Origin of the sequence: Krasilnikovia sp. MM14-A1259 (genome assembly GCF_047159535.1) — a bacterium.
In the GTDB taxonomy this organism is placed as follows: domain Bacteria; phylum Actinomycetota; class Actinomycetes; order Mycobacteriales; family Micromonosporaceae; genus Actinoplanes.
The window spans coordinates 6,673,200-6,693,537 of the sequence record NZ_BAAGAJ010000002.1; the positions used below are offsets into that span (position 1 = coordinate 6,673,200).

At 72.2% G+C, this 20,338-nt stretch carries 23 protein-coding genes; 14 read left to right on the top strand and 9 right to left on the bottom strand.

Translation table 11 applies throughout. The annotated features are described in order from the left end of the window. Positions 1–7: 7 nt before the first annotated feature. Genes ACMCNK_RS30365 through ACMCNK_RS30375 form a run of 3 tightly spaced genes read left to right on the top strand, consistent with a single transcriptional unit; the run spans position 8 to position 2,357 of the window. Entirely contained in the window at positions 8–349 is a 342-nt protein-coding gene (locus ACMCNK_RS30365) for an antibiotic biosynthesis monooxygenase family protein (protein ID WP_412739761.1), read from the top strand. 17 nt (positions 350–366) lie between these two features. Then, positions 367–918: a hypothetical protein gene (locus tag ACMCNK_RS30370; RefSeq protein ID WP_412739762.1), complete on the top strand. Its 552-nt coding sequence runs from the start codon at positions 367–369 to the stop codon at positions 916–918. Between the two features lie 59 nt (positions 919–977). Beyond that, the gene (locus tag ACMCNK_RS30375; protein WP_412739763.1) at positions 978–2,357 is read left to right on the top strand and encodes a glycine--tRNA ligase; all 1,380 of its coding nucleotides are present in this window, start codon (positions 978–980) and stop codon (positions 2,355–2,357) included. Positions 2,358–2,420: 63 nt separating this feature from the next. On the opposite strand, the gene chrA is transcribed toward ACMCNK_RS30375, so the two are convergent. From chrA to ACMCNK_RS30390, 3 genes are read right to left on the bottom strand one after another with little or no spacing between them, the layout of a single operon-like run. After that, positions 2,421–3,596: a chromate efflux transporter gene (gene chrA, locus ACMCNK_RS30380; RefSeq protein WP_412739764.1), complete on the bottom strand. Its 1,176-nt coding sequence runs from the start codon at positions 3,594–3,596 to the stop codon at positions 2,421–2,423. Further along, positions 3,597–3,989 carry a VOC family protein gene (locus tag ACMCNK_RS30385; protein WP_412739765.1) on the bottom strand — a complete coding sequence of 131 codons (393 nt, stop codon included), beginning with the start codon at positions 3,987–3,989 and terminating at the stop codon, positions 3,597–3,599. Beyond that, complete coding sequence (locus ACMCNK_RS30390) at positions 3,986–4,726, bottom strand: ArsR family transcriptional regulator (protein ID WP_412739766.1); 741 nt, start codon at positions 4,724–4,726, stop codon at positions 3,986–3,988. Before ACMCNK_RS30390 ends, ACMCNK_RS30385 begins: the two co-directional genes overlap by 4 nt. Before the next feature lie 93 nt (positions 4,727–4,819). On the opposite strand from ACMCNK_RS30390, the gene dusB reads away from it, so the two are divergent. The 3 genes from dusB to ACMCNK_RS30405 are packed head-to-tail and all read left to right on the top strand — an operon-like array spanning position 4,820 to position 7,159. After that, on the top strand, positions 4,820–5,941 hold the full coding sequence (gene dusB / locus ACMCNK_RS30395; RefSeq protein ID WP_412739767.1) for a tRNA dihydrouridine synthase DusB: 1,122 nt from the start codon (positions 4,820–4,822) through the stop codon (positions 5,939–5,941). Between the two features lie 25 nt (positions 5,942–5,966). Continuing rightward, positions 5,967–6,143, top strand: coding sequence for an LPXTG cell wall anchor domain-containing protein (locus ACMCNK_RS30400; protein WP_412739768.1), 177 nt, complete (start codon positions 5,967–5,969; stop codon positions 6,141–6,143). A 56-nt stretch (positions 6,144–6,199) separates the two neighbouring features. Next, the gene (locus tag ACMCNK_RS30405) at positions 6,200–7,159 is read left to right on the top strand and encodes a polysaccharide deacetylase family protein (RefSeq protein ID WP_412739769.1); all 960 of its coding nucleotides are present in this window, start codon (positions 6,200–6,202) and stop codon (positions 7,157–7,159) included. Here ACMCNK_RS30405 and ACMCNK_RS30410 read toward each other — a convergent pair. From ACMCNK_RS30410 to ACMCNK_RS30430, 5 genes are all read right to left on the bottom strand, one after another. Next, a complete protein-coding gene (locus ACMCNK_RS30410; protein WP_412741037.1) occupies positions 7,126–8,364 on the bottom strand; it encodes an MFS transporter in 1,239 nt (412 codons plus the stop codon). The two genes, ACMCNK_RS30405 and ACMCNK_RS30410, sit on opposite strands and share 34 nt — an antisense overlap. A 221-nt stretch (positions 8,365–8,585) precedes the next feature. After that, positions 8,586–8,957 carry a hypothetical protein gene (locus tag ACMCNK_RS30415; RefSeq protein WP_412739770.1) on the bottom strand — a complete coding sequence of 124 codons (372 nt, stop codon included), beginning with the start codon at positions 8,955–8,957 and terminating at the stop codon, positions 8,586–8,588. Positions 8,958–9,042: 85 nt separating this feature from the next. Beyond that, positions 9,043–9,597 carry a roadblock/LC7 domain-containing protein gene (locus ACMCNK_RS30420; RefSeq protein WP_412739771.1) on the bottom strand — a complete coding sequence of 185 codons (555 nt, stop codon included), beginning with the start codon at positions 9,595–9,597 and terminating at the stop codon, positions 9,043–9,045. A 32-nt stretch (positions 9,598–9,629) separates the two neighbouring features. After that, a complete protein-coding gene (locus ACMCNK_RS30425) occupies positions 9,630–10,709 on the bottom strand; it encodes a DUF4388 domain-containing protein (protein ID WP_412739772.1) in 1,080 nt (359 codons plus the stop codon). Positions 10,710–10,768: 59 nt separating this feature from the next. Next, entirely contained in the window at positions 10,769–11,149 is a 381-nt protein-coding gene (locus ACMCNK_RS30430) for a hypothetical protein (RefSeq protein ID WP_412739773.1), read from the bottom strand. Positions 11,150–11,351: 202 nt separating this feature from the next. Here ACMCNK_RS30430 and ACMCNK_RS30435 point away from each other — a divergent pair, with 202 nt between their 5' ends. From ACMCNK_RS30435 to ACMCNK_RS30455, 5 genes are read left to right on the top strand one after another with little or no spacing between them, the layout of a single operon-like run. Continuing rightward, positions 11,352–11,705 carry a VOC family protein gene (locus tag ACMCNK_RS30435; protein WP_412739774.1) on the top strand — a complete coding sequence of 118 codons (354 nt, stop codon included), beginning with the start codon at positions 11,352–11,354 and terminating at the stop codon, positions 11,703–11,705. Between the two features lie 10 nt (positions 11,706–11,715). Beyond that, on the top strand, positions 11,716–12,930 hold the full coding sequence (locus tag ACMCNK_RS30440; RefSeq protein ID WP_412739775.1) for a deoxyguanosinetriphosphate triphosphohydrolase: 1,215 nt from the start codon (positions 11,716–11,718) through the stop codon (positions 12,928–12,930). Positions 12,931–12,949: 19 nt separating this feature from the next. Then, positions 12,950–14,800: a DNA primase gene (gene dnaG, locus ACMCNK_RS30445; protein WP_412739776.1), complete on the top strand. Its 1,851-nt coding sequence runs from the start codon at positions 12,950–12,952 to the stop codon at positions 14,798–14,800. Further along, positions 14,797–15,327, top strand: a complete 531-nt coding sequence (locus ACMCNK_RS30450; protein WP_412739777.1) for a hypothetical protein — start codon at positions 14,797–14,799, stop codon at positions 15,325–15,327. Before dnaG ends, ACMCNK_RS30450 begins: the two co-directional genes overlap by 4 nt. 60 nt (positions 15,328–15,387) lie before the next feature. After that, the gene (locus ACMCNK_RS30455) at positions 15,388–16,314 is read left to right on the top strand and encodes an ABC transporter ATP-binding protein (RefSeq protein WP_412741038.1); all 927 of its coding nucleotides are present in this window, start codon (positions 15,388–15,390) and stop codon (positions 16,312–16,314) included. Positions 16,315–16,338: 24 nt separating this feature from the next. Here the strand turns inward: ACMCNK_RS30455 and ACMCNK_RS30460 are convergent, their stop codons facing one another. After that, positions 16,339–17,316: a helix-turn-helix transcriptional regulator gene (locus ACMCNK_RS30460; RefSeq protein ID WP_412739778.1), complete on the bottom strand. Its 978-nt coding sequence runs from the start codon at positions 17,314–17,316 to the stop codon at positions 16,339–16,341. A 122-nt stretch (positions 17,317–17,438) separates the two neighbouring features. On the opposite strand from ACMCNK_RS30460, the gene ACMCNK_RS30465 reads away from it, so the two are divergent. From ACMCNK_RS30465 to ACMCNK_RS30475, 3 genes are all read left to right on the top strand, one after another. Further along, a complete protein-coding gene (locus tag ACMCNK_RS30465; protein WP_412739779.1) occupies positions 17,439–18,197 on the top strand; it encodes an ABC transporter permease in 759 nt (252 codons plus the stop codon). Between the two features lie 10 nt (positions 18,198–18,207). After that, on the top strand, positions 18,208–19,017 hold the full coding sequence (locus tag ACMCNK_RS30470; protein WP_412739780.1) for an ABC transporter permease: 810 nt from the start codon (positions 18,208–18,210) through the stop codon (positions 19,015–19,017). Between the two features lie 175 nt (positions 19,018–19,192). Further along, the gene (locus ACMCNK_RS30475) at positions 19,193–20,317 is read left to right on the top strand and encodes a YihY/virulence factor BrkB family protein (RefSeq protein ID WP_412739781.1); all 1,125 of its coding nucleotides are present in this window, start codon (positions 19,193–19,195) and stop codon (positions 20,315–20,317) included. The last annotated feature ends 21 nt before the right edge of the window (positions 20,318–20,338 follow it).

Here is a 20,338-nt window from a genome sequence, read left to right on the forward strand (position 1 = left end):
GACGGTCATGCTGGTGCTCAACCGGTTCCTGATCTCCCCGGACACGCAGGACGCATTCGCCGAGCGGGCGCACGCGGCCCTCGCCGCACTGGCCGCCCGCCCCGGATACCGCAGCGGCCGGCTGACCCGTGCTTTCGACGACCCCGCCTGCTGGACGCTGGTCACCGAGTGGGAATCGGTGGGAGCCTACCGGCGCGCACTGGGCGATTTCGACGTCAAGGTGCGGTCGATCCCCTTGCTCAGTGAATCGATCGACGAGCCGTCCGCGTTCGAGACGCTGGCCGATGCGGAGCCGGGCGGCCCGGTGCGGGTCACGGCCAGTGACCGGGCCGCGCAGCCCTGGCGCTGAGCACTAGTCTGGGGCGCATGACCACGGCGCCTGCGGCCTTTCCGCCACCACCCGCGGGGCCCGGGGCGCCCGCGGCCGAGCCGGTCGTGCCACCGCCCCCGCCCGGTCCCGGCGTGCAGCCGCCGTTCCCCGCGCCGCCCGTGGAGGGGCGCGGCCGGCGCATCGGGCTCGGCCTGGGGATCGGCGCCGGCGTGCTCGTGCTGGTCTGCGGGGGCGCCTTCGCGGCGGCGATCGGGCTCGGCGCGGTGATGACCAGCGCGTTGAACGAGCAGGCCCATGTCGTCATCGGCAAGTATTTCGACGCGCTGGAGCAGGGCAAGTACAACGACGCGTACGCGATGCAGTGCGAGAGCGAGAAGGACCGCCAGAGCGCGGCCGAGTTCACCGCGGTGCAGAGCGAGGCCGGCAAGATCGATTCGTACGAGGTGGGCGACGTCGACCTGGCCGCGGTCCAGTTGACCGTGCCGGTCGACGTGACGTTCGCCGACGGCCAGACCAGCCACGTCGAGGTCTACCTGGACCAGAGCCGCGACACGGGCCAATTCCAGGTCTGCGGCGTGGAAGAGTAATCTCCTGACTCGTCCCATCACCTGATCCCCGCCGACAAACCAGCCGGCGTAGGAGGAACATGCCCGCCGACCGTATCGACGCCGTCGTCAGCCTGGCCAAGCGCCGGGGCTTCGTCTTCCCCTCCAGCGAGATCTACGGAGGTACGCGCTCGGCGTGGGACTACGGTCCGCTCGGCGTGGAGCTCAAGGAGAACGTCCGCCGGCAGTGGTGGCGCAGCATGGTCCAGCAGCGCGACGACATCGTCGGCCTGGACTCCGCGGTCATCCTGTCCCGCGACGTGTGGGCCGCCTCCGGCCACCTCGACGCGTTCGTCGACCCGCTGACCGAGTGCCAGTCCTGCCACAAGCGGTTCCGCGCGGACCACCTGGAGGAGGCGTACGAGGCCAAGCACGGCAAGGTCCCCGCCTCGCTGCAGGAGCTGAACTGCCCCAACTGCGGCAACAAGGGCACCTTCACCGAGCCGAGGATGTTCAACGGCCTGATGAAGACGTACCTGGGCCCGGTGGAGAGCGACGAGGGCCTGCACTACCTGCGCCCCGAGACCGCCCAGGGCATCTTCGTCAACTACAACAACGTGGCCACGGCCGCGCGCAAGAAGCCGCCGTTCGGCATCGCGCAGGTCGGCAAGAGCTTCCGCAACGAGATCACCCCGGGCAACTTCATCTTCCGTACGCGCGAGTTCGAGCAGATGGAGATGGAGTTCTTCGTCGAGCCCGGCACGGACGAGACGTGGCACGAGTACTGGTTGCAGGAGCGCTGGAACTGGTACCGCGACCTGGGCCTGTCCGAGGGCAACATGCGGATGTTCGAGCACCCGAAGGACAAGCTGTCGCACTACTCGAAGCGCACGGTCGACATCGAGTACAAGTTCATGTTCGGCGGCACGGAGTTCGCGGAGCTGGAAGGCATCGCCAACCGCACCGACTTCGACCTGTCCACCCACTCCAAGCACTCCGGCGTCGACCTGTCGTTCTTCGACCAGGAGAAGGGTGAGCGCTGGGTGCCGTACGTGATCGAGCCCGCGGCCGGCCTGACCCGCGCGGTGCTGGCGTTCCTGCTGGAGGCGTACGACGAGGACGAGGCGCCGAACACCAAGGGCGGCGTCGACAAGCGTACGGTGATGCGCTTCGACGCCCGGCTCGCGCCGATCAAGGTGGCCGTGCTGCCGCTGTCGCGTAACCCGGAGCTGTCCCCGAAGGCCCGCGAGCTGGCCGCCACGCTGCGCAAGCGCTGGGTCGTGGAGTTCGACGACGCGCAGGCCATCGGCCGCCGCTACCGCCGCCAGGACGAGATCGGTACGCCGTTCTGCGTGACGGTCGACTTCGACACGCTCACGGACAACGCGGTGACCGTCCGGGACCGCGACACGATGAAGCAGGAGCGGGTGTCGCTGGACCAGATCGAGCGCTACCTGATCGACCGCCTGCCCGGCTGCTGAGAGTCGGCCCGGCAGCACGTTCGACGAACGGCCCCCGGAGGATCTCCCGGGGGCCGTTTCGGGTCAGTGGGGGAGCGGCCCGCCGGCCAGGACGATGACGACCCCGGCCAGGGCGGCGGTCAGCAGCGTCAGGACGGGTCCGCGGCGCAGGGCCAGCGTGAGGACGGCGGCGCCCGCGAGGACGGCGTACTGCCACGGCTGGTCGAGCGCGCGGGCCAGCGGGATCGCGGAGCCGAGGATGGCGCCGATCGCCGCCGGGCCGGCGCCGTCGAGGAACGCGCGCACGCGCCGGTCGGCGCGCAGCCGGTCGAAACGTTCCGCGCCGATCAGGATGAACGCGAACGACGGGCTGAACGCGACGACCGAGGCGAGTAACCCGCCACCGAGTCCGGCCGTGGCGTAGCCGACGACCGCGACGGTCTGCACGACCGGGCCGGGCGTGATCTGGCCGAGCGCGACGGCGTTGAGGAACTGCGCTCCGGTCATCCAGTGGTGATGGTCGACCGCGTCGGCCTGCATGATCGGGATGATGACGAACCCGCCGCCGTAGGACAGCGCGCCCACCTTGAGCGCGACCCAGGCGAGCGGCAGCAGCACCCCGCCACCCACCCCGGCCGCGGCCAGCATCAGTGGTGCCGGTGGGCGACGGTGCGCGTCCGCCGGTCGGCCCGAGGTGCTCCGGTGCAGGCGCTGGGCGAGGACTTCGGCCAGGCCGCAGGCGAGCAGCAGCAGGACCAGCCACGGGCCCACGGTGGCGGCGGCGGCAGCACCGAGCAGCAGATACACGACCCAGCGCGCGCGGTCGGGCGTACTTTTCCAGGCCGGAGGGATCAGGCCCGCCCCGGCATGAACGGCCACCGCGGCAACGGCCGCGCCCGCGCCCGCGCCCGCAGCCCTGACCCACACCGGCGGGTCGCCTTCGAGGAACAGCGCGGCGAGCCCGAGGATCACGATCAGGCCGGGGACGATGAAGGCCGCGCCACCCACCAGCGCACCGGCGCGGCCACGGACCCGCCACGCACAGAAGATCGCGAGCTGGGTGGAGGCCGGGCCCGGCAGCAGGTTGCAGGCGGCGATGGCGTCCTCGAACTCCTGCGCCGCCAGCCATTTGCGGTCCTGTACGCACAGTTTGCGCAGCAGGGCGATGTGCGCGGGAGGCCCGCCGAACCCGATGCAGCCGATGCGGCCCCACTCCCGCAGCACAGTGCCGAGCCCGACGCGGGCCGGAGCCGAGGACACTCAGGAATCCGCGGGCTGGAACAGCTCGACCGGATTACCGGCCGGGTCGTCCAGCACGATCTGCCGGCCACCCGGCCCGCGGACGACCTCGCTGCGGAAGCTGATGCCGGCCGCGCGCAGCCGGGCCACCTCCGCGTCGATGTCGTCGACCAGCAGGTGGATGCGGTTCCAGCCGCCGGGCTCCGGTCGCCGCCCGTCGGGCATGGCCCGGCCCGCCGAACTGGCCGGGCCGGACAGCAGCAGCCGCAGGTTCCCGCGCCGGACGTCGGCGAACGCCGGCAGGAACGTCGTGTTCGCCGTGAAGCCGAGATGGTCGGTGTAGAAGTCGATCGCAGCCTGGACGTCGTCGACCAGGTAGCGGACGTGCACGGTGCTGTCAATCGGGCTGATCATGACTGCGTCTCCTTTCCGGTACGGGCGGCGATGGTGTGCATCAGGACGTCGATCCGCGCGGCGACCTGGTCGGCCACCTGCACGAACGCGGGCAGGCCGGCGGGGTCGGCGGCCGGGTCGGGAATGCTCCAGTGCACCGCGCGGGAGACGCCGGGGAACTCCGGGCAGACCTCCTTGACGCGGTCGCACAAGGTGATCACGAAGTCGAACGCGGTGCCGGTGAACTCGTCGAGATGCTTGGGCCGCGCGCCGCTCAGATCTATGCCCCGGGCCGCCATCACGGACACCGCGAGCGGATGGACCGCCTTCGGACGGCTCCCCGCGCTGTACGCCTCGACCACGCCCGCGCCGCGGTCGCGCAGCATCGCCTCGGCCATCTGCGACCGCGAACTGTTGCCCGTGCACAGGAACAGCACCCGCGCGGCGGCCGGAACCGCGGGCTCGGCCGGGCGCCGGTGCAGCGCCGGATGCAGGGCGCCGCCGGCCGCGTCCAGCAGCCGCCCGCAGCCCGCCACATCGAGCGTGTAGTAGGTGTCGCGGCCGTCCGCGCTGCTACGCCGCCCGGAGACCAGACCGGCCCGGCGCAGCCTGCCCAGGTGGTACGACACCAGGTTCTGGGGCTCGCCCACCGCCGCGGTCAGCTCGCGGACGGCCAGGTCACTGCGGGCCAGCTCGCCCAGCAGACGCCACCGCAGCGGATGACCCGCCGCGGTCACGAACAGCGGCGGCGCGGGCATGGCGTTTTCCCTGGCGCGCCCCATGACCGCAGATTACATCAAACTGATTTGATGCAATAGAGGCCCCGGCCGGCGGCATGCGATGCTCGTCGGGTGACGCTGAAACTCGGAAGCCTCGCGGTCGATCCGCCTGTCGTCCTCGCGCCGATGGCCGGGATCACCAACGTCGCCTTCCGCAGGCTCTGCCGCGAGCAGGGCGGCGGCGTCTACGTCTGCGAGATGATCACCACGCGGGCGCTGGTCGAGCGCATCCCGAAAACGCTCAAGATGATCGCGTTCGCCCCCGACGAGGAGATCCGCAGCCTCCAGCTCTACGGCGTCGACCCCGACGTGACGGCCGCCGCGGTCCGGATGGTCGCCGAGGAGGGCCTCGCGGACCACATCGACCTCAACTTCGGCTGCCCCGTACCCAAGGTCACCCGCCGTGGTGGCGGCTCCGCGCTGCCGTGGCGGCGGCGCCTGTTCGGCCGCATCGTCCGGCAGGCGGTCGAGGCGGCGGCACCGGCCGGCATCCCGGTCACGGTGAAGATGCGCAAGGGCATCGACGACGACCACCTCACGTACGTCGAGGCCGGGCTGATCGCGCAGGAAGCGGGCGTCGCCGCGGTCGCCCTGCATGCGCGTACGGCGCAGCAGCGCTACTCCGGCAACGCCGACTGGGATGCCATCGCCACCCTCAAGCAGGCCCTCGATGTGCCCGTACTCGGCAACGGCGACATCTGGGAAGCGTCCGACGCCATGCGCATGGTGGCGCACACGGGAGCGGACGGCGTCGTCGTCGGCCGTGGCTGCCTGGGCCGGCCGTGGCTGTTCGCCGACCTGTCCGCCGCGTTCGCGGGCACCCCGTCGCAGGTCCTGCCGACCCTCGGTGAGGTCGCCACGATCATGGCCCGGCACGCCCGGCTGCTGGTCGAGGCACTGGAGGACGAGCGGCACGGCTGCGCCGACTTCCGCAAGCACGTCGCCTGGTACCTCAAGGGGTTCCCGGTCGGCGGTGACCTGCGCCGCAGCCTGGCGATGATCTCGTCGGTGGCGCAGCTGGAGGACCTGCTCGGCCAGCTCGACCCGCAGGTGCCGTTCCCGTCGGAGTCGCTGGGCCAGCCCCGGGGCCGGGTCAACGCCCCGGGCAAGGTGTCCCTGCCGTACGGCTGGCTCGACAGCCGGGACGACGACACCGTTCCGGAGGGCGCCGAGATGGACGACTCCGGCGGCTGACCCGCGCCCTCACCGCCCTATGGTCTTGATCACCTGGGCGGTGCGGATGCTGGCGCCGCAGGCGGCGGGTGGCAGCGGGGGAGGGCTGCCCGTCACCGGCGCGCCGGCCGGCCTGCTCGGCGCCGCGGGCGCAGCGTTGCTGCTCCTCGGAGGTACGGGCTACCTGGTCGCCCGCCGCCGTCGCACGCGGTTCCTCGCGTAGGTAGCGGTCCGGAAGATCTCCCGATGGTTGCCACGACCGGATAGGGTTCGACGGCTGTGAACCACCGTCACGTCCTAGCGGCGGCCGCCCTGACCCTGACCGCGGCGCTCACCGGCTGCCAGCCCGGTACGGCGCCGCGGCCCGTCGCCGTGCCGCCGCCACCCGCCTCCTCGCCGGCCGGCCCGGGGCAGCCCGCGCCGGGCGGCAGCGCGGCACAGTCGATCGGCGTGACCGACCCGCACGCCGGCCGCGCCGCCGGCGCCGAACTGGGCGAGGCGAGCCACGTCCCCGCCACGAGCATCGCCGCACTGCCCGCGCCGGCCGGGAAAGGCGCGCAGCCGCGCGGCACCCAGGCGCCCGTGGTCTTCCACGGACCGCGCGACCGCAAGCGGATCGCGCTCACCTTCGACTCGAACATGACCGACTCGATGCTGCGCAAGCTCGCCGCCGGCCAGGTCAAGTCGTACGCGAACACCGCCGTCGTCGACGAGCTGCAGCGGACCCGTACGCCGGCGACGTTCTTCCTGGCCGGTAAGTGGGTCGAGGCGTACCCCGCACTGACCCGGCGGATCGCCGCCGACCCCGGTTTCGAGCTGGCCAGCCACTCCTGGGCGCACGAGGGTTTCCGGGCCGGGTGTTACGGGCTCGGCACCATCGCCCGCGACGGCATGGCCGCCGACGTCGAGCGGTCGTTCCAAGTGCTCGGCCGGTTCACCGACCACCCCAGCAGGTACTTCCGCTTCCCCGGTGGCTGCTACGACAAGGCGGCGCTGGCCGCGATCGCGCCGGTGGGCTGCACCGTCGTCGAGTACGACGACGTGTCCGGCGACGCGTTCGGCTCGGATCCGCGGCGCATCGCGGCGGACACGGTGGCGCAGGCCCGGCCCGGCTCGATCGTCGTCCTGCACATCACCGAGGCCAACGCCCCGAAGACCGCGCAAGCCCTGCCGTCGATCATCAAGCAGCTCCGGGACCGCGGCTTTCAGCTCGTCACGCTCGGCGACCTGCTGTCCTGACCCCCGCTGGGCCCGTCCCCGGCCGGGGCCGGGCGGCTCGGGTTCCCGTCCCGCGTGTGGCCCGGCAGCAGCCGGGCCACGGCCAGAGCGGTGGCCGTCAACGGCAGGGCGCAGCCCGCGACCAGGACCGGGGTCGACGCGACCGCCCCGCCCGCGCCCACCCCGGCGTAGATCGTTACCGCGCACACCTCGGCCGCGAACCCGCTCACCGACAGCACGGTCGCCCGCGCCCCGCTGCCGATGACCTGCTGCAACCGGGTCTCCGCGACCACGATGGCGAACTGCAGCGCACCGAACGCCACCGCGATCGGCACCATGCCCGCGAGACGTCCGCTGAGCGCCCCCGCGGCCAGCAGCCCGCCCGCCCCGGCCAGGACCGCCGCCAGTGTGCGCGGCGCGATCGCCGCCCACCTTCCGGCCAGCGCACTGCCGACCGCCATGCCCAGGGCAGGCAGCGCGAACAGCAGCGGCACCAGTGCGGTCGGTGCGCCGACGGCACGCGACAGCAACGGCAGGTACTCGTCCAGCGCGGTGAAACCCGGCACCAGTGCGGCGACCGCCACCGCGCCGGCGACGATCCGGCTGCGGCGTATCTCGCGCAGGCCCGCGGTCAGGGTCGAGGCGTACCCGCGTACGCCGCCGAACTCGTCGGCCCGCTCGCGGCGGGGCGTCTCCGCGAACCCGAGCGCCAGACACCCGCCCACCGCCGGTACGGCGACGCTGAACGCCCCGACCAGCGGGTAGCCGCCCAGCGCGAACACCGGGGCGGCCAGAGTCGTGGCGGCGAGCATCGACAGGATCGCCACGGTGCCGCTGCGGCCCGCGACGCGGGCGTACGCGTCGGCGGCGCCGACCGCGGACAGTTCGTCGTAGACCAACGCCTCCAGGGTGCCGGACTGCAACGCGCCGCCGACGCCCCAGAGCACGAAACCCAGCGCGAAACCGGTGTACGCGGGCCAGACCGTCCACGTGGCGTAGCCCGCGGCGGTCAGGAACGCGCCGATCGCGTACAGGCGGCGGCGCGACCAGGAGTCGGCCCACGCGCCCGACGGGACCTCGCAGACGAACGACACCACCGACCAGATCACGAACAGCGACGAGATCTGCGCGGTGGACAGCCCGGCGTCCGCGAACAGCAGCGCGTACAGCGGGTAGAAGAGGATGGCTTCCTCGCACCCGCGGACCGCGTACAGGCGCCGGGTCAGACGGCGGGCGGCGTGGCCGCCCTCAGGTCAATTCGGGTGTCGCGTGGCGTCGGCCATTCCGCGACCATGGCACCGCCAGGCCCGCCCGTCAACAGCAATTGTCATCGTGTGGTGGTCCAGAGCGCCGAGGCGGGAAGGGCGGACTTTGAATCTGCCGGGTGATGGGTGGGCGGGACAGGCCGGGACGGAGGGGCGATTCCGCCCCGGCCGGTCCGGTCGGCTCACACGTCGAGGTCCGCCTCGATCATGCGCAGCCGGTGGCGGGCCATCGCCAGGTTCGCGCGGTCCCGGCGCAGTGCCACGTACAGGAAGAGGCCCTTGCCGCCGCGGCTCGTCAGCGGCCGGATCATGTGGTACTGGGTGTCCAGCGTGATGAGGATGTCCTCGATCTTCTCGGACAGGTTCAGCATCTCCATCGCCCGCAGCTTCGCGCGCACCACGTCCGTGTTGCCTGCCGCGGCGACCGTCAGATCGAGGTCCTTGCCGCCACCGAGGGTGCCCAGGGCCATGCCGCTGGTGTGGTCCACGAGGGCGACGCCGATCGTGCCGTCGATCTCCATGATGTCCTTGAGTGCGGTTTCCATGTCAGGCACGGTGTTACCTCCGTCAGGGTGGGGGTGGCCCGCCGGGCCTGGGTGCCGGCGGTGCCGGGTGTCACGTCTGGTGCCGGTGGCAGCGTCATCGGGCGCCACGGCCGCGGATGTGGCGCAGGGCGGCCATCGGTGTACGCCGGGCCAGCGGCCCCGCAGGTCCGGCCTGAGCGGGGATCTCCGGTCCGGTCTGCGCGGGACCTTCCGGCGCCGCCTGGGCCGGGATCCGGGGGACAACGGGTGCCGGGAGCGGCGGGTTGGTGGGCGCCGACGGTTCCCGGTCGAGCAGGCGCACCATGCGCCGTACGCAGCGGCGGGCCTCCAGGTGCACCATGGCCAGATTGGCGTCGCCGGTGGTGACGAGCGTGAGGATCATCTCCGGCCCGGCCGCGTACGACGTGAGGTAGCCGCCGTTGCACTCCACCACGCACTCGCGCAGCTCCCCGTGGTTCACCGCGTGCGCGAACCGGCGGGCGAGCGCGAGATGCGCGGCGGCCAGCGCGGCCAGGACCTCCGGCTCGATGCCCTGGGAGTCGTGCGCCACCACCATGCCGTCGACGGTGGCCAGCACGCTGCCGCAGAGTTCCGGCAACCTGGCCCGCAGGTTGCCCAGCTCCGTCAAGACCGCCGCACCGAATGTCATCCTTTCCTGGCTCCCTCCGGGTGGTGCGCGCGTCACCGCAGCGACCTCAGCGCGGTGCGGATGCGTTTCAGCAGGACCTCGTCGGTGGCCGGGGGCTCCGCCGCCCCGATGTCGACGAACTCCGCGGGTAGCCGGGCCCCGGGCTCGCGCCGGGCGAGCCGGGGCGGCGGCAGGCCCGCGCCGTCCATTCCCGGCGGCTGTTCCGCCGGGGCGGGCACGGCGGCATGAGCAGACGCGGGAACGGCCGCCTGGGCGGTCACGGCCGTTTGGGCAGGCGCGGGCACGGCGGCTTGGACGGTCACGGCCGGATGCTGAGGGGCCAGGATGCGTACGGTCGGGTTGCCATCCGCCACAGCGACGTGTGTACGGGTGGTGATGTCCACGGCGGCGCCGGCCGCCCGGGACGGCCGGACGACGTCCGGGGGGTGTGTCCGTGGCTCCGGCAGCTCCAGCAGGCCGAGCGCGCCGAGCCGGCGCAACTCCTGGATGGTGGCGAAGCCCGCCCGGCCGAGCAACTGGGCCAGGTCGGCCGGGGTGCGCTGGCCGTCGGCGTGCACGATCAGCTCCCACTGCGGCGCGGTGAGCCAGATACGTTCGGCTGGCGGGCGCGCGACCGGGCTGACCGGAGCCGAGTCCAGGTGCGGGAACGGGAAGATCTCGTCCAGCAGCCGTTGGCGGCGCCGCGACTCGTGGTCCACCGCCTCCGGGTCGATCCACACCATCGCGCCCAGCCAGTGCGTTTCTCCCGCGACGAAGTCGGCCCCGGCCGCCGCCGGGCCCAGCGCGAAGTAGGCCGCGTCGTACGTCGCGCCGTGCACGCACAGCTCCAGCTCCCCCCGGGTGAGATGACCCTGGTCCAGCAGCAGACGGCCGACCTGTGACCGCGCGGTGCCGACGTCCAGCGCCGCCTGCCATGTGCGCGCCGCGAGCCGTCCCGAGGCGGTGAGCAACTCGCCCACGCCCGGGGCGGCCGGCGACTCGGCGTACGTGACGAGGCCGTCGGTGAGGTAGAGCGTGCCGCCGGGCCGGCCCGTGACGACCAGCGCACCGGTCCGCCGCTCGGCGGCGGCCTGCCGTAGCAGGCGTCCGGGTGCGGCGGTCTCGGCGGCCATCGGCGTCGCTCCTGTCTGGTCTTTTCTCCGGTACGTCTCAGGTGGATCTGCCGTGCGCCTCAGGTGGTGACCAGTTCGTGGGCGAGTCGTTGCATCCGGCGGCGGGCCACCGCGAGGTTGCCGTGCATCCGGTCCAGCCACACGTAGAGCACCAGCCGGCTGTCGAAGTCGGTGTGCAGGGGGCGCAGCAGGTGATAACCCCCGGCGGTCGTGATGATCAGGTCCTCCAGCAGGTCATGTGGTACGGCGGAGACGAACAGCGACCGGCTGTTGGCCGCCCGTACGACGTCGGCTGTGCCCGCCGCCGTGGCGTGATGATCCGAGTTGGGCGCCGCGCCGGTGGTGGCGACCGGGAACCCGGTCGTGCAGTCGACGATCCCGGCACCGATCGCGCCGGGAATCGCCATGGCTTCCCGCAGACAGTTGTCGACGCCGGGCACATCTCTCCTCAGCCCAGTGATGCTCCCGCCGTTCCCCTGCCCGGCCGCCGGCGGGAAGTCAGGGCGTCTCGCCGCCCTCGGCCGTGCTCCTGCGCGGGCCATCTTCGGGCTGCGCGCCAGAATCCGATCGCACCCGCTGTGCGTCACCGGCCGTGATCGCGGAGGCGTAGCATGATCGCTGCTGTCGAGCGCGGGAGGGCGTATGCCGAGCCGGTGGGAGCAGGTCGTCGTGGACGCGGAGGATCCGGCGCGGCTCGCGCGCTGGTGGGCCGAGGCGCTCGGCTACCGGATCGTCCACGAGGAACCGGACGAGGTGGAGATTCGCCGCACCCCGGACGAGTTGCCCGGCCTGTTGTTCCTCACCGCGCCGGACGCCAAGACGGTGAAGAACCGGCTCCATCTCGATCTGCGCCCCGACGACCAGGAGGCCGAGGTCGAGCGGCTCGTCGACATGGGTGCCCGGCCGGTCGACATCGGCCAGGGCGACGTCGGCTGGGTGGTGCTGGCCGACCCGGAAGGCAACGAGTTCTGCGTGCTGCGCGCCCGGACGCCCTAGTCTCGACCACGTGACCGCGGACGCCGAGCGCCGGGTGCCCGAGCCCGCCAAGGACAGCGGGTACGGGCGCACCCCGTTCGAGCGGGACCGGGCCCGCGTGCTGCACTCCGCCGGGTTCCGGCGGCTCGCCGCCAAGACCCAGGTGCACACCGCGGGGTCCGACGACTTCCTGCGTACGCGGCTGACCCACTCCCTGGAGGTCGCGCAGATCTCCCGCGAGATGGGGGCCCGGCTGGGCTGCGACCCGGACGTGGTCGACGTCGCCGGGCTCGCCCACGACCTGGGCCACCCGCCGTTCGGCCACAACGGCGAGCAGGCCCTGGACGCGGTGGCACAGCCGTGTGGCGGCTTCGAGGGCAACGCCCAGACGCTGCGGGTGCTCACCCGCCTGGAGGCCAAGCTCCCCGGCGCGGGCCTCAACCTCACCCGGGCCTCGCTCGACGCCACGTCCAAATACCCCTGGCCGCGTAAGCCCGGCACCCGCAAGTTCGGGGTGTACGCCGACGACGCGGAGGTCTTCGCGTGGATCCGCCAGGGCGCTCCGCCCGGCGAGCGGCGCTGCCTCGAGGCGCAGGTGATGGACTGGGCGGACGACGTCGCGTATTCGGTGCACGATGTCGAGGACGGCGTCCACGGCGGGTACGTGTCGCTGCGCCCGCTGCTCGACGACGCCGGCGAGCGCGCGGCGTTGTGCGCGGACGCGGCCGCGTACTCGCAGGAGTCCGCGGACGTGCTCGGCGCGACCCTCGATCAGCTGCTGGCCGACGAGGTGGTCCGCGCGGTGGCCGACTACGACGGCGGGTACGCCGCGCAGATCGCGCTCAAACGGATGACCAGCGTGCTGACCGGCCGGTTCGTGGCGTCCGCGGTCGGTGCCACCACAGGCCGGCACGGTCCCGACCCGGTCCGCCGCTACGGCGCCGACCTGATCGTCCCGCGTACGGTCCGTAACCAGTGCGCGTTGCTCAAGGGCATGGCCCTGCGGTACGTGATGCGCGCCCGCGCCGCCGAGCAGTGGTACGAGCGCCAGCGGCAGATCCTGACCGAGCTGGTCGACGTGCTGACCCGGTGCGCTCCCGAGCACCTGGATCCGCTGTTCGGCCCGCTGTGGAAGGCGGCCGGGGACGACGCGGCCCGGTTGCGGGTGGTGATCGACCAGGTGGCGTCGCTGACCGATCACGCGGCCGTGGCGTGGCACCGGACCCTCGTGGCGGATCGCGGGTAGCCCAGGGCAGGATGTACCGGTGGCCAGGGTCAAGGACGAAGACATCGCGCTGGTCCGCGACCGTACCTCGATCGCCGAGGTGATCAGCGAGACGGTGACGCTGCGTTCGGCGGGCGGCGGCAACCTGAAGGGCCTGTGCCCGTTCCATGACGAGAAGACCCCCTCGTTCACGGTCTCACCCGCCCGAAATGTGTACTTTTGCCACGGGTGTGGGGCGGGTGGCGACGCGATCAAGTTCCTCATGGACGCCGAGCACCTGACGTTCCTGGAATCGGTCGAGCGCCTCGCCGGCAAGGCCGGCCTCCAGCTCCGGTACGAGGAGACCGGCCGGGCCCCGACCGGCCCGCGGCCCGCCGCCGGCCAGAAGCAGCGGCTGATCGCCGCGCACGCCGCCGCGGCCGACTTCTACCGCGGGCAGCTCACCACCCCGGCCGCACGGGTGGCCCGGGAGTTCCTGGCCGAGCGCGGCTTCGGCCGCGACGCCGCGCAGCGCTACGGCTGCGGCTTTGCCCCCGAAGGCTGGGACAACCTGACCCGGCACCTGCGCCAGCAGGGCTTCACCGCGGATGAGCTGACCAGCGCCGGGCTGGCGAAACCGGCCCGGTCCGGCTCGCTGATCGACCGCTTCCGGCGCCGCCTGATCTGGCCGATCCGGGACCTGACCGGCGACGTGATCGGCTTCGGAGCCCGCAAGCTGTTCGAGGATGACGACGGGCCCAAGTACCTGAACACCCCCGAGACCCCGCTGTACAAGAAGTCCCATGTGCTGTATGGCATCGACCACGCGAAACGCGAGATCGCCCGGCAGGGCCGCGCGGTGATCGTGGAGGGCTACACCGACGTGATGGCCTGTCACGAGGCCGGGGTGCCGACCGCGGTGGCGACGTGCGGCACCGCGTTCGGGGCGGACCACATCGGGGTGCTGCGCCGGCTGCTGATGGACAGCGACAGCTTCGCCGGCGAGATCATCTTCACGTTCGACGGTGACGCGGCCGGGCAGAAGGCGGCGCTGCGGGCGTTCGAGGAGGATCAGCGCTTCGTCGGCCGTACGTTCATCGCGGTCAGTCCGGACAACATGGACCCGTGCGAGCTGCGCCTGGCCAAGGGTGACCTGGCGGTGCGCGACCTGGTCGCGCGCCGGGAGCCGCTGGTGGACTTCGCGCTGCGGCAGGTGCTGTCCCGCTTCGACCTGGACACGGTCGAGGGCCGGGTGGAGGCGATGCGGCGCGCGGCCCCGCTGGTCGCCAAGATCAAGGACCGGGAGAAACGCCCCGAGTACGCCCGCAAGCTCGCCGGCGATCTCGGCATGGACATCGAGCCGGTGCAGCGGGCCGTGGCCGCCGCCGCGGGCGGCGAGTCCCCGGCCCCGTCCCCGCGGATCCCGGCGCAGCCCGCGGACAGCCCGCAACGGCTGGTCGAGCGGGAGGCACTCAAGCTGGCCCTGCAGCTGCCGGTGCTGGCCGGGCCGATGTTCGACGCGCTGGGCCCGGAGACGTACGGGCATCCGGTGTCGCAGGCCGTGCGTGTGGCCATCGCCGACGCGGGTGGCACGGCCGCGGCGACCGGCGGCGCGGTGTGGATCGAGGCGGTCCGCGACGCGTGCACGGATCTGGGCGGCAAGGCGCTGGTCGGCGAGCTTGCGGTGGAGCCGCTGCACGTCGACGCCGAGCCCGACCCCCGGTACGTGCAGGTGACCCTGGCCCGGCTGCAGGTCGGCGCGGTGACCACCCGGATCCGGGACCTGAAGTCCAAGGTGCAGCGGGTGAACCCCGTCGCCCACAAGGACGAGTACCTGGCGCTGGCCGGGGAACTCTTCTCGCTCGAACAGCATGCGCGTGCGCTGCGCGACCAAGCGGCAGGTGGACTGTGAAGCTGCTCCGACGACGCCCGAAACTGCCCGCGGCTGCCCGCCCCGCCCTGCAGCCCGACGAACGGGTGCTGGCGTGGGCGTACGTCGGTGCCGAGCCGGGCGGCCCGGTGGCCGTGGCGACGAACCGGGGGCTGTGGCTGCCCGACCGTGCCCGGACCGGCTGGCACGAGATCCACAAGGCCGCCTGGTCCGGCCGGGAACTGCGGATCACCCCCGCCGAGGTGGCGGAGCAGCGGGACGGCTACACCGTGCTGGTGGACGGTCCCGTGGTGACGTACCTGCTGCTGGAGCCGTGGGAGCTGCCGGATCAGGTGCGGGCCCGGGTGACCCGCTCGGTGGCGTACACGGAGCACCACCAGCTACCGGCGGGCGGGGTGCGGGTGGTGGGCCGGCGCATCAGCGGCGTAGACGGCCTGAGCTGGGCGGTCCGCTACGACTCCGGCACGCCCGTGGACGCGGAGTCGGTGGTGCAGCTCACCGGGGAGCTCGTCGAGGCGGCGCAGGAGGCCACCGCCCCGCTGCCGTGATTCCGGCGCGGAATGTCGGACCCCCTCACTAGCGTCTGCCGGGTGAGCGACCAACCACTCATCGACGAACCGTTGATCACGGCGCGCGGTCTGATCAAGCGGTTCGGTGACTTCACCGCGGTCGACGGCATCGATGTCGAGGTGCCGCGCGGCGAGTCGTTCGGCTTCCTCGGGCCGAACGGCGCGGGCAAGAGCTCGACCATGCGGATGATCGGCTGCGTCTCGCCGCCGACCGACGGTGTGCTGCGCATCCTCGGCCGCGATCCCCGCCGCGACGGTTCGGCGATCCGGGCGCGGCTGGGGGTGTGCCCCCAGCTCGACAATCTCGACCCCGAGCTGACCGTCCAGGAAAATCTGACGACCTACGCCCGGTTCTTCGGCATCCCGCGCCGGGTGGCGCGCGCCCGCGCCGCCGAGCTGCTCGACTTCGTGCAGCTCAGCGAGCGGGCTACCAGCAAGGTCGAGCCGTTGTCCGGCGGCATGAAACGGCGGCTCACGATCGCCCGGGCGCTGGTCAACGAGCCCGAGCTGATGCTGCTCGACGAGCCGACCACGGGCCTGGACCCGCAGGCCCGCCACCTCGTGTGGGAGCGGCTGTTCCGCCTCAAGCAGCAGGGCGTCACCCTGGTGCTGACCACCCATTACATGGACGAGGCGGAGCAGTTGTGCGACCGGCTCGTGGTGATGGACGGCGGCCGGATCGTGGCGGAGGGTTCGCCCCGGGCGCTGATCGAGCGGCACTCGACCCGCGAGGTGGTGGAGCTGCGGTTCCACGTGGAGTCCCAGGAGTTGGTCGCGGGCAAGCTCGACGGGGTGGGGGAGCGGGTCGAGGTGCTGCCCGACCGGATCCTGCTGTATGTGGCGGACGGCGACGAGGCGGTGGCCGAGGTGCACCGGCGCGCGCTCGCCCCGGCCAGCGTCCTGGTGCGCCGCAGCAGCTTGGAGGACGTCTTCCTGCACCTGACCGGCCGGACACTCGTGGATTGACGAAGGACGCGCTCGGGTTGCTGCTCAGCCGCGCAGCGTCCGGCCGGGTGACCGGCCGAAAGCCGTCCGGTAGGCGGCGGCGAACCGGCTCCGGTCGGCGTAGCCCCACCGGGCGGCGATCTCGGCGACGGTGATGCCGTCACCGGGCTTGAGGTCCAGTAGCTGTTGGTGGGCGCGTTCCAGCCGGACGCGCCGCAGATAGGACGTGGGGGTGGTGTCGAGATGGCGGCGGAAGGCGAGCTGGACGGCGCGCACGCTGACGTGGGCGGCGCGGGCGATGTCGACCGCGGTGATGTCCAGGTCGGCGTTGGCGTCGATGTAGGCGACCGCGCGCGTCAGCGCCGCCGGGGTGGCGTCGGTGCGGTCGTGGTGATGCGGTTCGGCGAGGCACGTGTTGGGGAACGCGGTCAGCAGCGCGGCGGCGAGCAGCCGGGTGAACGGGCCGACCAGCAGCGGGTGGGTGATGAAGTCGGGCGCGGCCCGCATGGTCTCGGAGACGTAGTCGACGACCCGCAGCCAGCGGCGCGCGTCGGCCGGGTGGGCGGGGCGCAGCGCGGTGAACCGCAGCGGCGGCAGCGGGCCGTCGGGGTGGTTGCAGGCCGCCTCGGCGACCGCCTCCGGCGGGAGGGCGACGACCGACTCCAGCACGGACTCCTGCCGGACGTGGTACGGCCGGTCCGCGTGGGCGTGCAGGCCGAGGTCGCCGGGTCCGAAGCGCTCGTCGAGGTCGAGGTCCGTGCGCACGCCACGGTGCACCCGCCCCACGACGACCGTCGAGACCGGCCCGCAGCGGTATTCGGTGGTGGCGCGGTGATCCAGGGTGTCGAGATGGAACGGTCCACTGTCGAACCGCACGTGCCGGAAACGGTAGGCCCGGTGATCGCCGCTGATGGCCATGGTCGCGTCGTAGGCCGCGGTGAGGTAACGCTGGGCACTGTCGGGGTCGGTGGTGGCGAATTCGACCCGGTGCGGGTCCGGTCGGTGCGGGTTGGTGGCGGGCACGCCACGTACCTCCTCGGTGCGTGCGGCGCCATTCACTTTGCCACGCCGCGCAGCCGCACCGACAGGGCCGCTGCGGCACGCACCCCCGATCGGGGTAACCCGCCGACCGTGGGGCGGGCGTCGTGACCGCGACGCTGTCGGTGCTGGAGTACCACCTGGTCACCTATCGGCGCATCTGGCGTTCCAGCGTGCTGTCGTCGTTCGTGCTGCCGCTGATGACGATGCTCGGCTTCGGGGTGGGCGTGGGGGCGTACGTCACCGGCGGCGTCGGCGGGGTGCCCTATCTGGACTGGATGGTGCCCGGGCTGATCGCGTCGACCGCCGCGCAGGTGGCGATCGGCGACTCGTCGTGGCCGGTGCTCGGCAACTTCGAGTGGATCCGCGTGTATTTCGGGCAGGCCGCCGCGCCACTGCGGGTGGCGGACATCCTCGCCGGGCACCTCGCGTTCGTCGTGTTCCGGGTGGTGTCCAGCGCCGGCGCGTTCCTGCTGATCGCCGCGGCGTTCGGCACGATGCACTCGGCGTGGGCCCCGGTCACGGTGCTGGTCGGCGCACTGGTCGGGCTCGCGGTGGCAACCCCGACGTTCGCGTACGCGTCCTCGGTGCGCAGCGACAGCTACCTGGCGATCCTGTTCCGGCTGGGTGTGTTGCCGATGTCGCTGTTCTCCGGGGTGTTCTTCCCGGTCGAGTCACTGCCGGCCGTGCTGCGCGCGATCGCGTACACGCTGCCGCTGTGGCACGCCGTGGATTTGAGCCGGGCCGCGACGCTCGGCGTGGCACCGGCGTGGCCGGTGGCCGCGCACGTCGCGTTCCTGGGGGCGTGGGCAGGTATCGGTTGGTGGCTGGCGTACCGGCAGTTCCGCCGTCGGCTCGTGGTGTGAGGGGGACGTGATGGTGACTCTGGTGCTGCCACGGCTGGTGGCCTTCGAGGGCTCCAGCCGCCGTTCCGCGTCGGTGGTGGAGCGCAACATGGCTGCGCTGCGCACCGCGTACTGGGTGGTGCTGCTCTCCGGCTTCCTGGAGCCCGTGCTCTACCTGTTCTCGATCGGAGTGGGCGTGGGCGCCCTGATCGGTGATCTGCGGCTGCCCGACGGCCGGGTGGTCGGCTACGCGGCGTTCGTGTCGCCCGCGATGCTGGCCTCGTCCGCGATGAGCGGGGCGCTGTCCGAAACCACCTTCAACTTCTTCGGGAAGATGAAGTACATGCGGCTGTACGACGGGATGCTCGCCACCCCGGTGCGGCCGATCGAGGTGGCCCTCGGCGAGCTGGCCTGGGCGATGATCCGCGGCAACCTGTACGCCGCGGCGTTCCTCGTGGTCATGGTGGCCATGGGCCTCACCACGATCGGGCTGGCCCTGGTGGCGTTCGTGGCGGCGGTGCTGGTCGGGTTCGCGTTCGGCGGGGCGGGCATGGCGCTGTCGACGTTCATGCGGAGCTGGCAGGACTTCGACCTGATGGTGGCGGTGCAGTTCGCGCTGTTCCTGTTCTCGGGGACGTTCGTGCCCGCGCAGGCGTACCCGCCGGTGTTGCGCTGGCTGGTGGAGGTCACCCCGTTGTACCGGTCGGTCCACCTGATCCGCGGGATCACCACGGGCACGTTCACGCCGGGTCAGGTCGCCGACGTGGCGTACCTGCTCGCCGTGGTCGCCGTAGGGCTGGCGGTGGCGGGCCGGCGGATGGAGCGGCTCCTGTGCAAGTAAGGGTGGGCCGCATCCGCGCACTCACCGGTTACGCCGTGTGCGGGGGTGGGTTAGGCCACACTGGTGGCGGGAACAAGGTGGGCGGGCCGCATGCCCGCGGGCGGCGGCCAGGCAGATGCAGCGTCGCACGGGCCCGGAGGGGAATCCCGCCATGAAGCACTTTCACAAGCCTGACGTGAGGACGGACGACGTACGGGCCACCGAGGCCGGCGAACGCGACACCGCACGGCACCTGGAAGACGCCGACCGCGGCCGGTCGGCTCCGGGGGATGCGGACAGCGCGGACGACGGGTCGGCGTCGGGGGATGCGGACCGCGCGCACGATCGGTCGATCCCGGGCCCGGAGGACGGTCCGCGCGGCCCGTCGGACCTGTCGGGGAAGGGCAAGGTCGAAGCGCTCAAGCGGACGTTTGCACAGTTCTCCCAGGACAACCTGTCGGACTGGGCTGCCGCGCTGACGTACTACGGCGTCCTGTCGATCTTCCCGGCCGCCCTGGTGCTGGTCTCGGTGATGGGCATGCTCAGCTCGGATGGTCAGCGGACCGTGCAGGACGCGATCCATGAGATTGCGCCCAACGAGCAGTTGCAGGGCCTCGTCAACACCGTGCTGGTGCAGGTGAAGGATCCCGGCTCCGCCGGGCTGGCCGCCGTCGTCGGTCTCGTGGTCGCGTTCTGGTCGGCGTCCGGGTACATCGCCGCGTTCATGCGCGCCTCCAACGCCATCTACGACGTGCCCGAGGGCCGCCCGATCTGGAAGACGTTGCCGATCCGGGTCGGGGTCACCGCCGTCATCGGCGTCATGCTTGTGGCCTCGGCGTTCATCGTGGTCTTCACCGGCGATCTCGCCCAGGTGCTGGGCGACCACATCGGCCTGGGCTCGGCCGCGGTCACGACGTGGAACATCGTGAAGTGGCCGGTGCTGGTGGTCCTTGTCAGCCTGATGTTCGCGATCCTGTACTGGGCCTCACCGAACGCGAAGACAGGCGGCTTCCGCTGGATCAGCCCCGGCGGCGTGTTCGCGGTGCTGCTGTGGATCGTCGCCTCAGCGGCGTTCGCGATCTATCTGGCCAACTTCGCCAACTACAACAAGACGTACGGCACGCTCGGCGGTGTCATCGCGTTCCTGGTCTGGCTGTGGATCTCGAACATCGCGATTCTGCTGGGCGCCGAACTGGATGCCGAGCTGGAACGCAGTCGCGCCATCGCGGCCGGCCACTCGCCCGGCGACGAGCCTTACCTGCAACTGCGTGACGACCGCAAGTTGAAGAAGGGCAGCGAGAAGGGCCTCAGCATGCGGTAGCCCGGCGCGGGATCCCGGCCG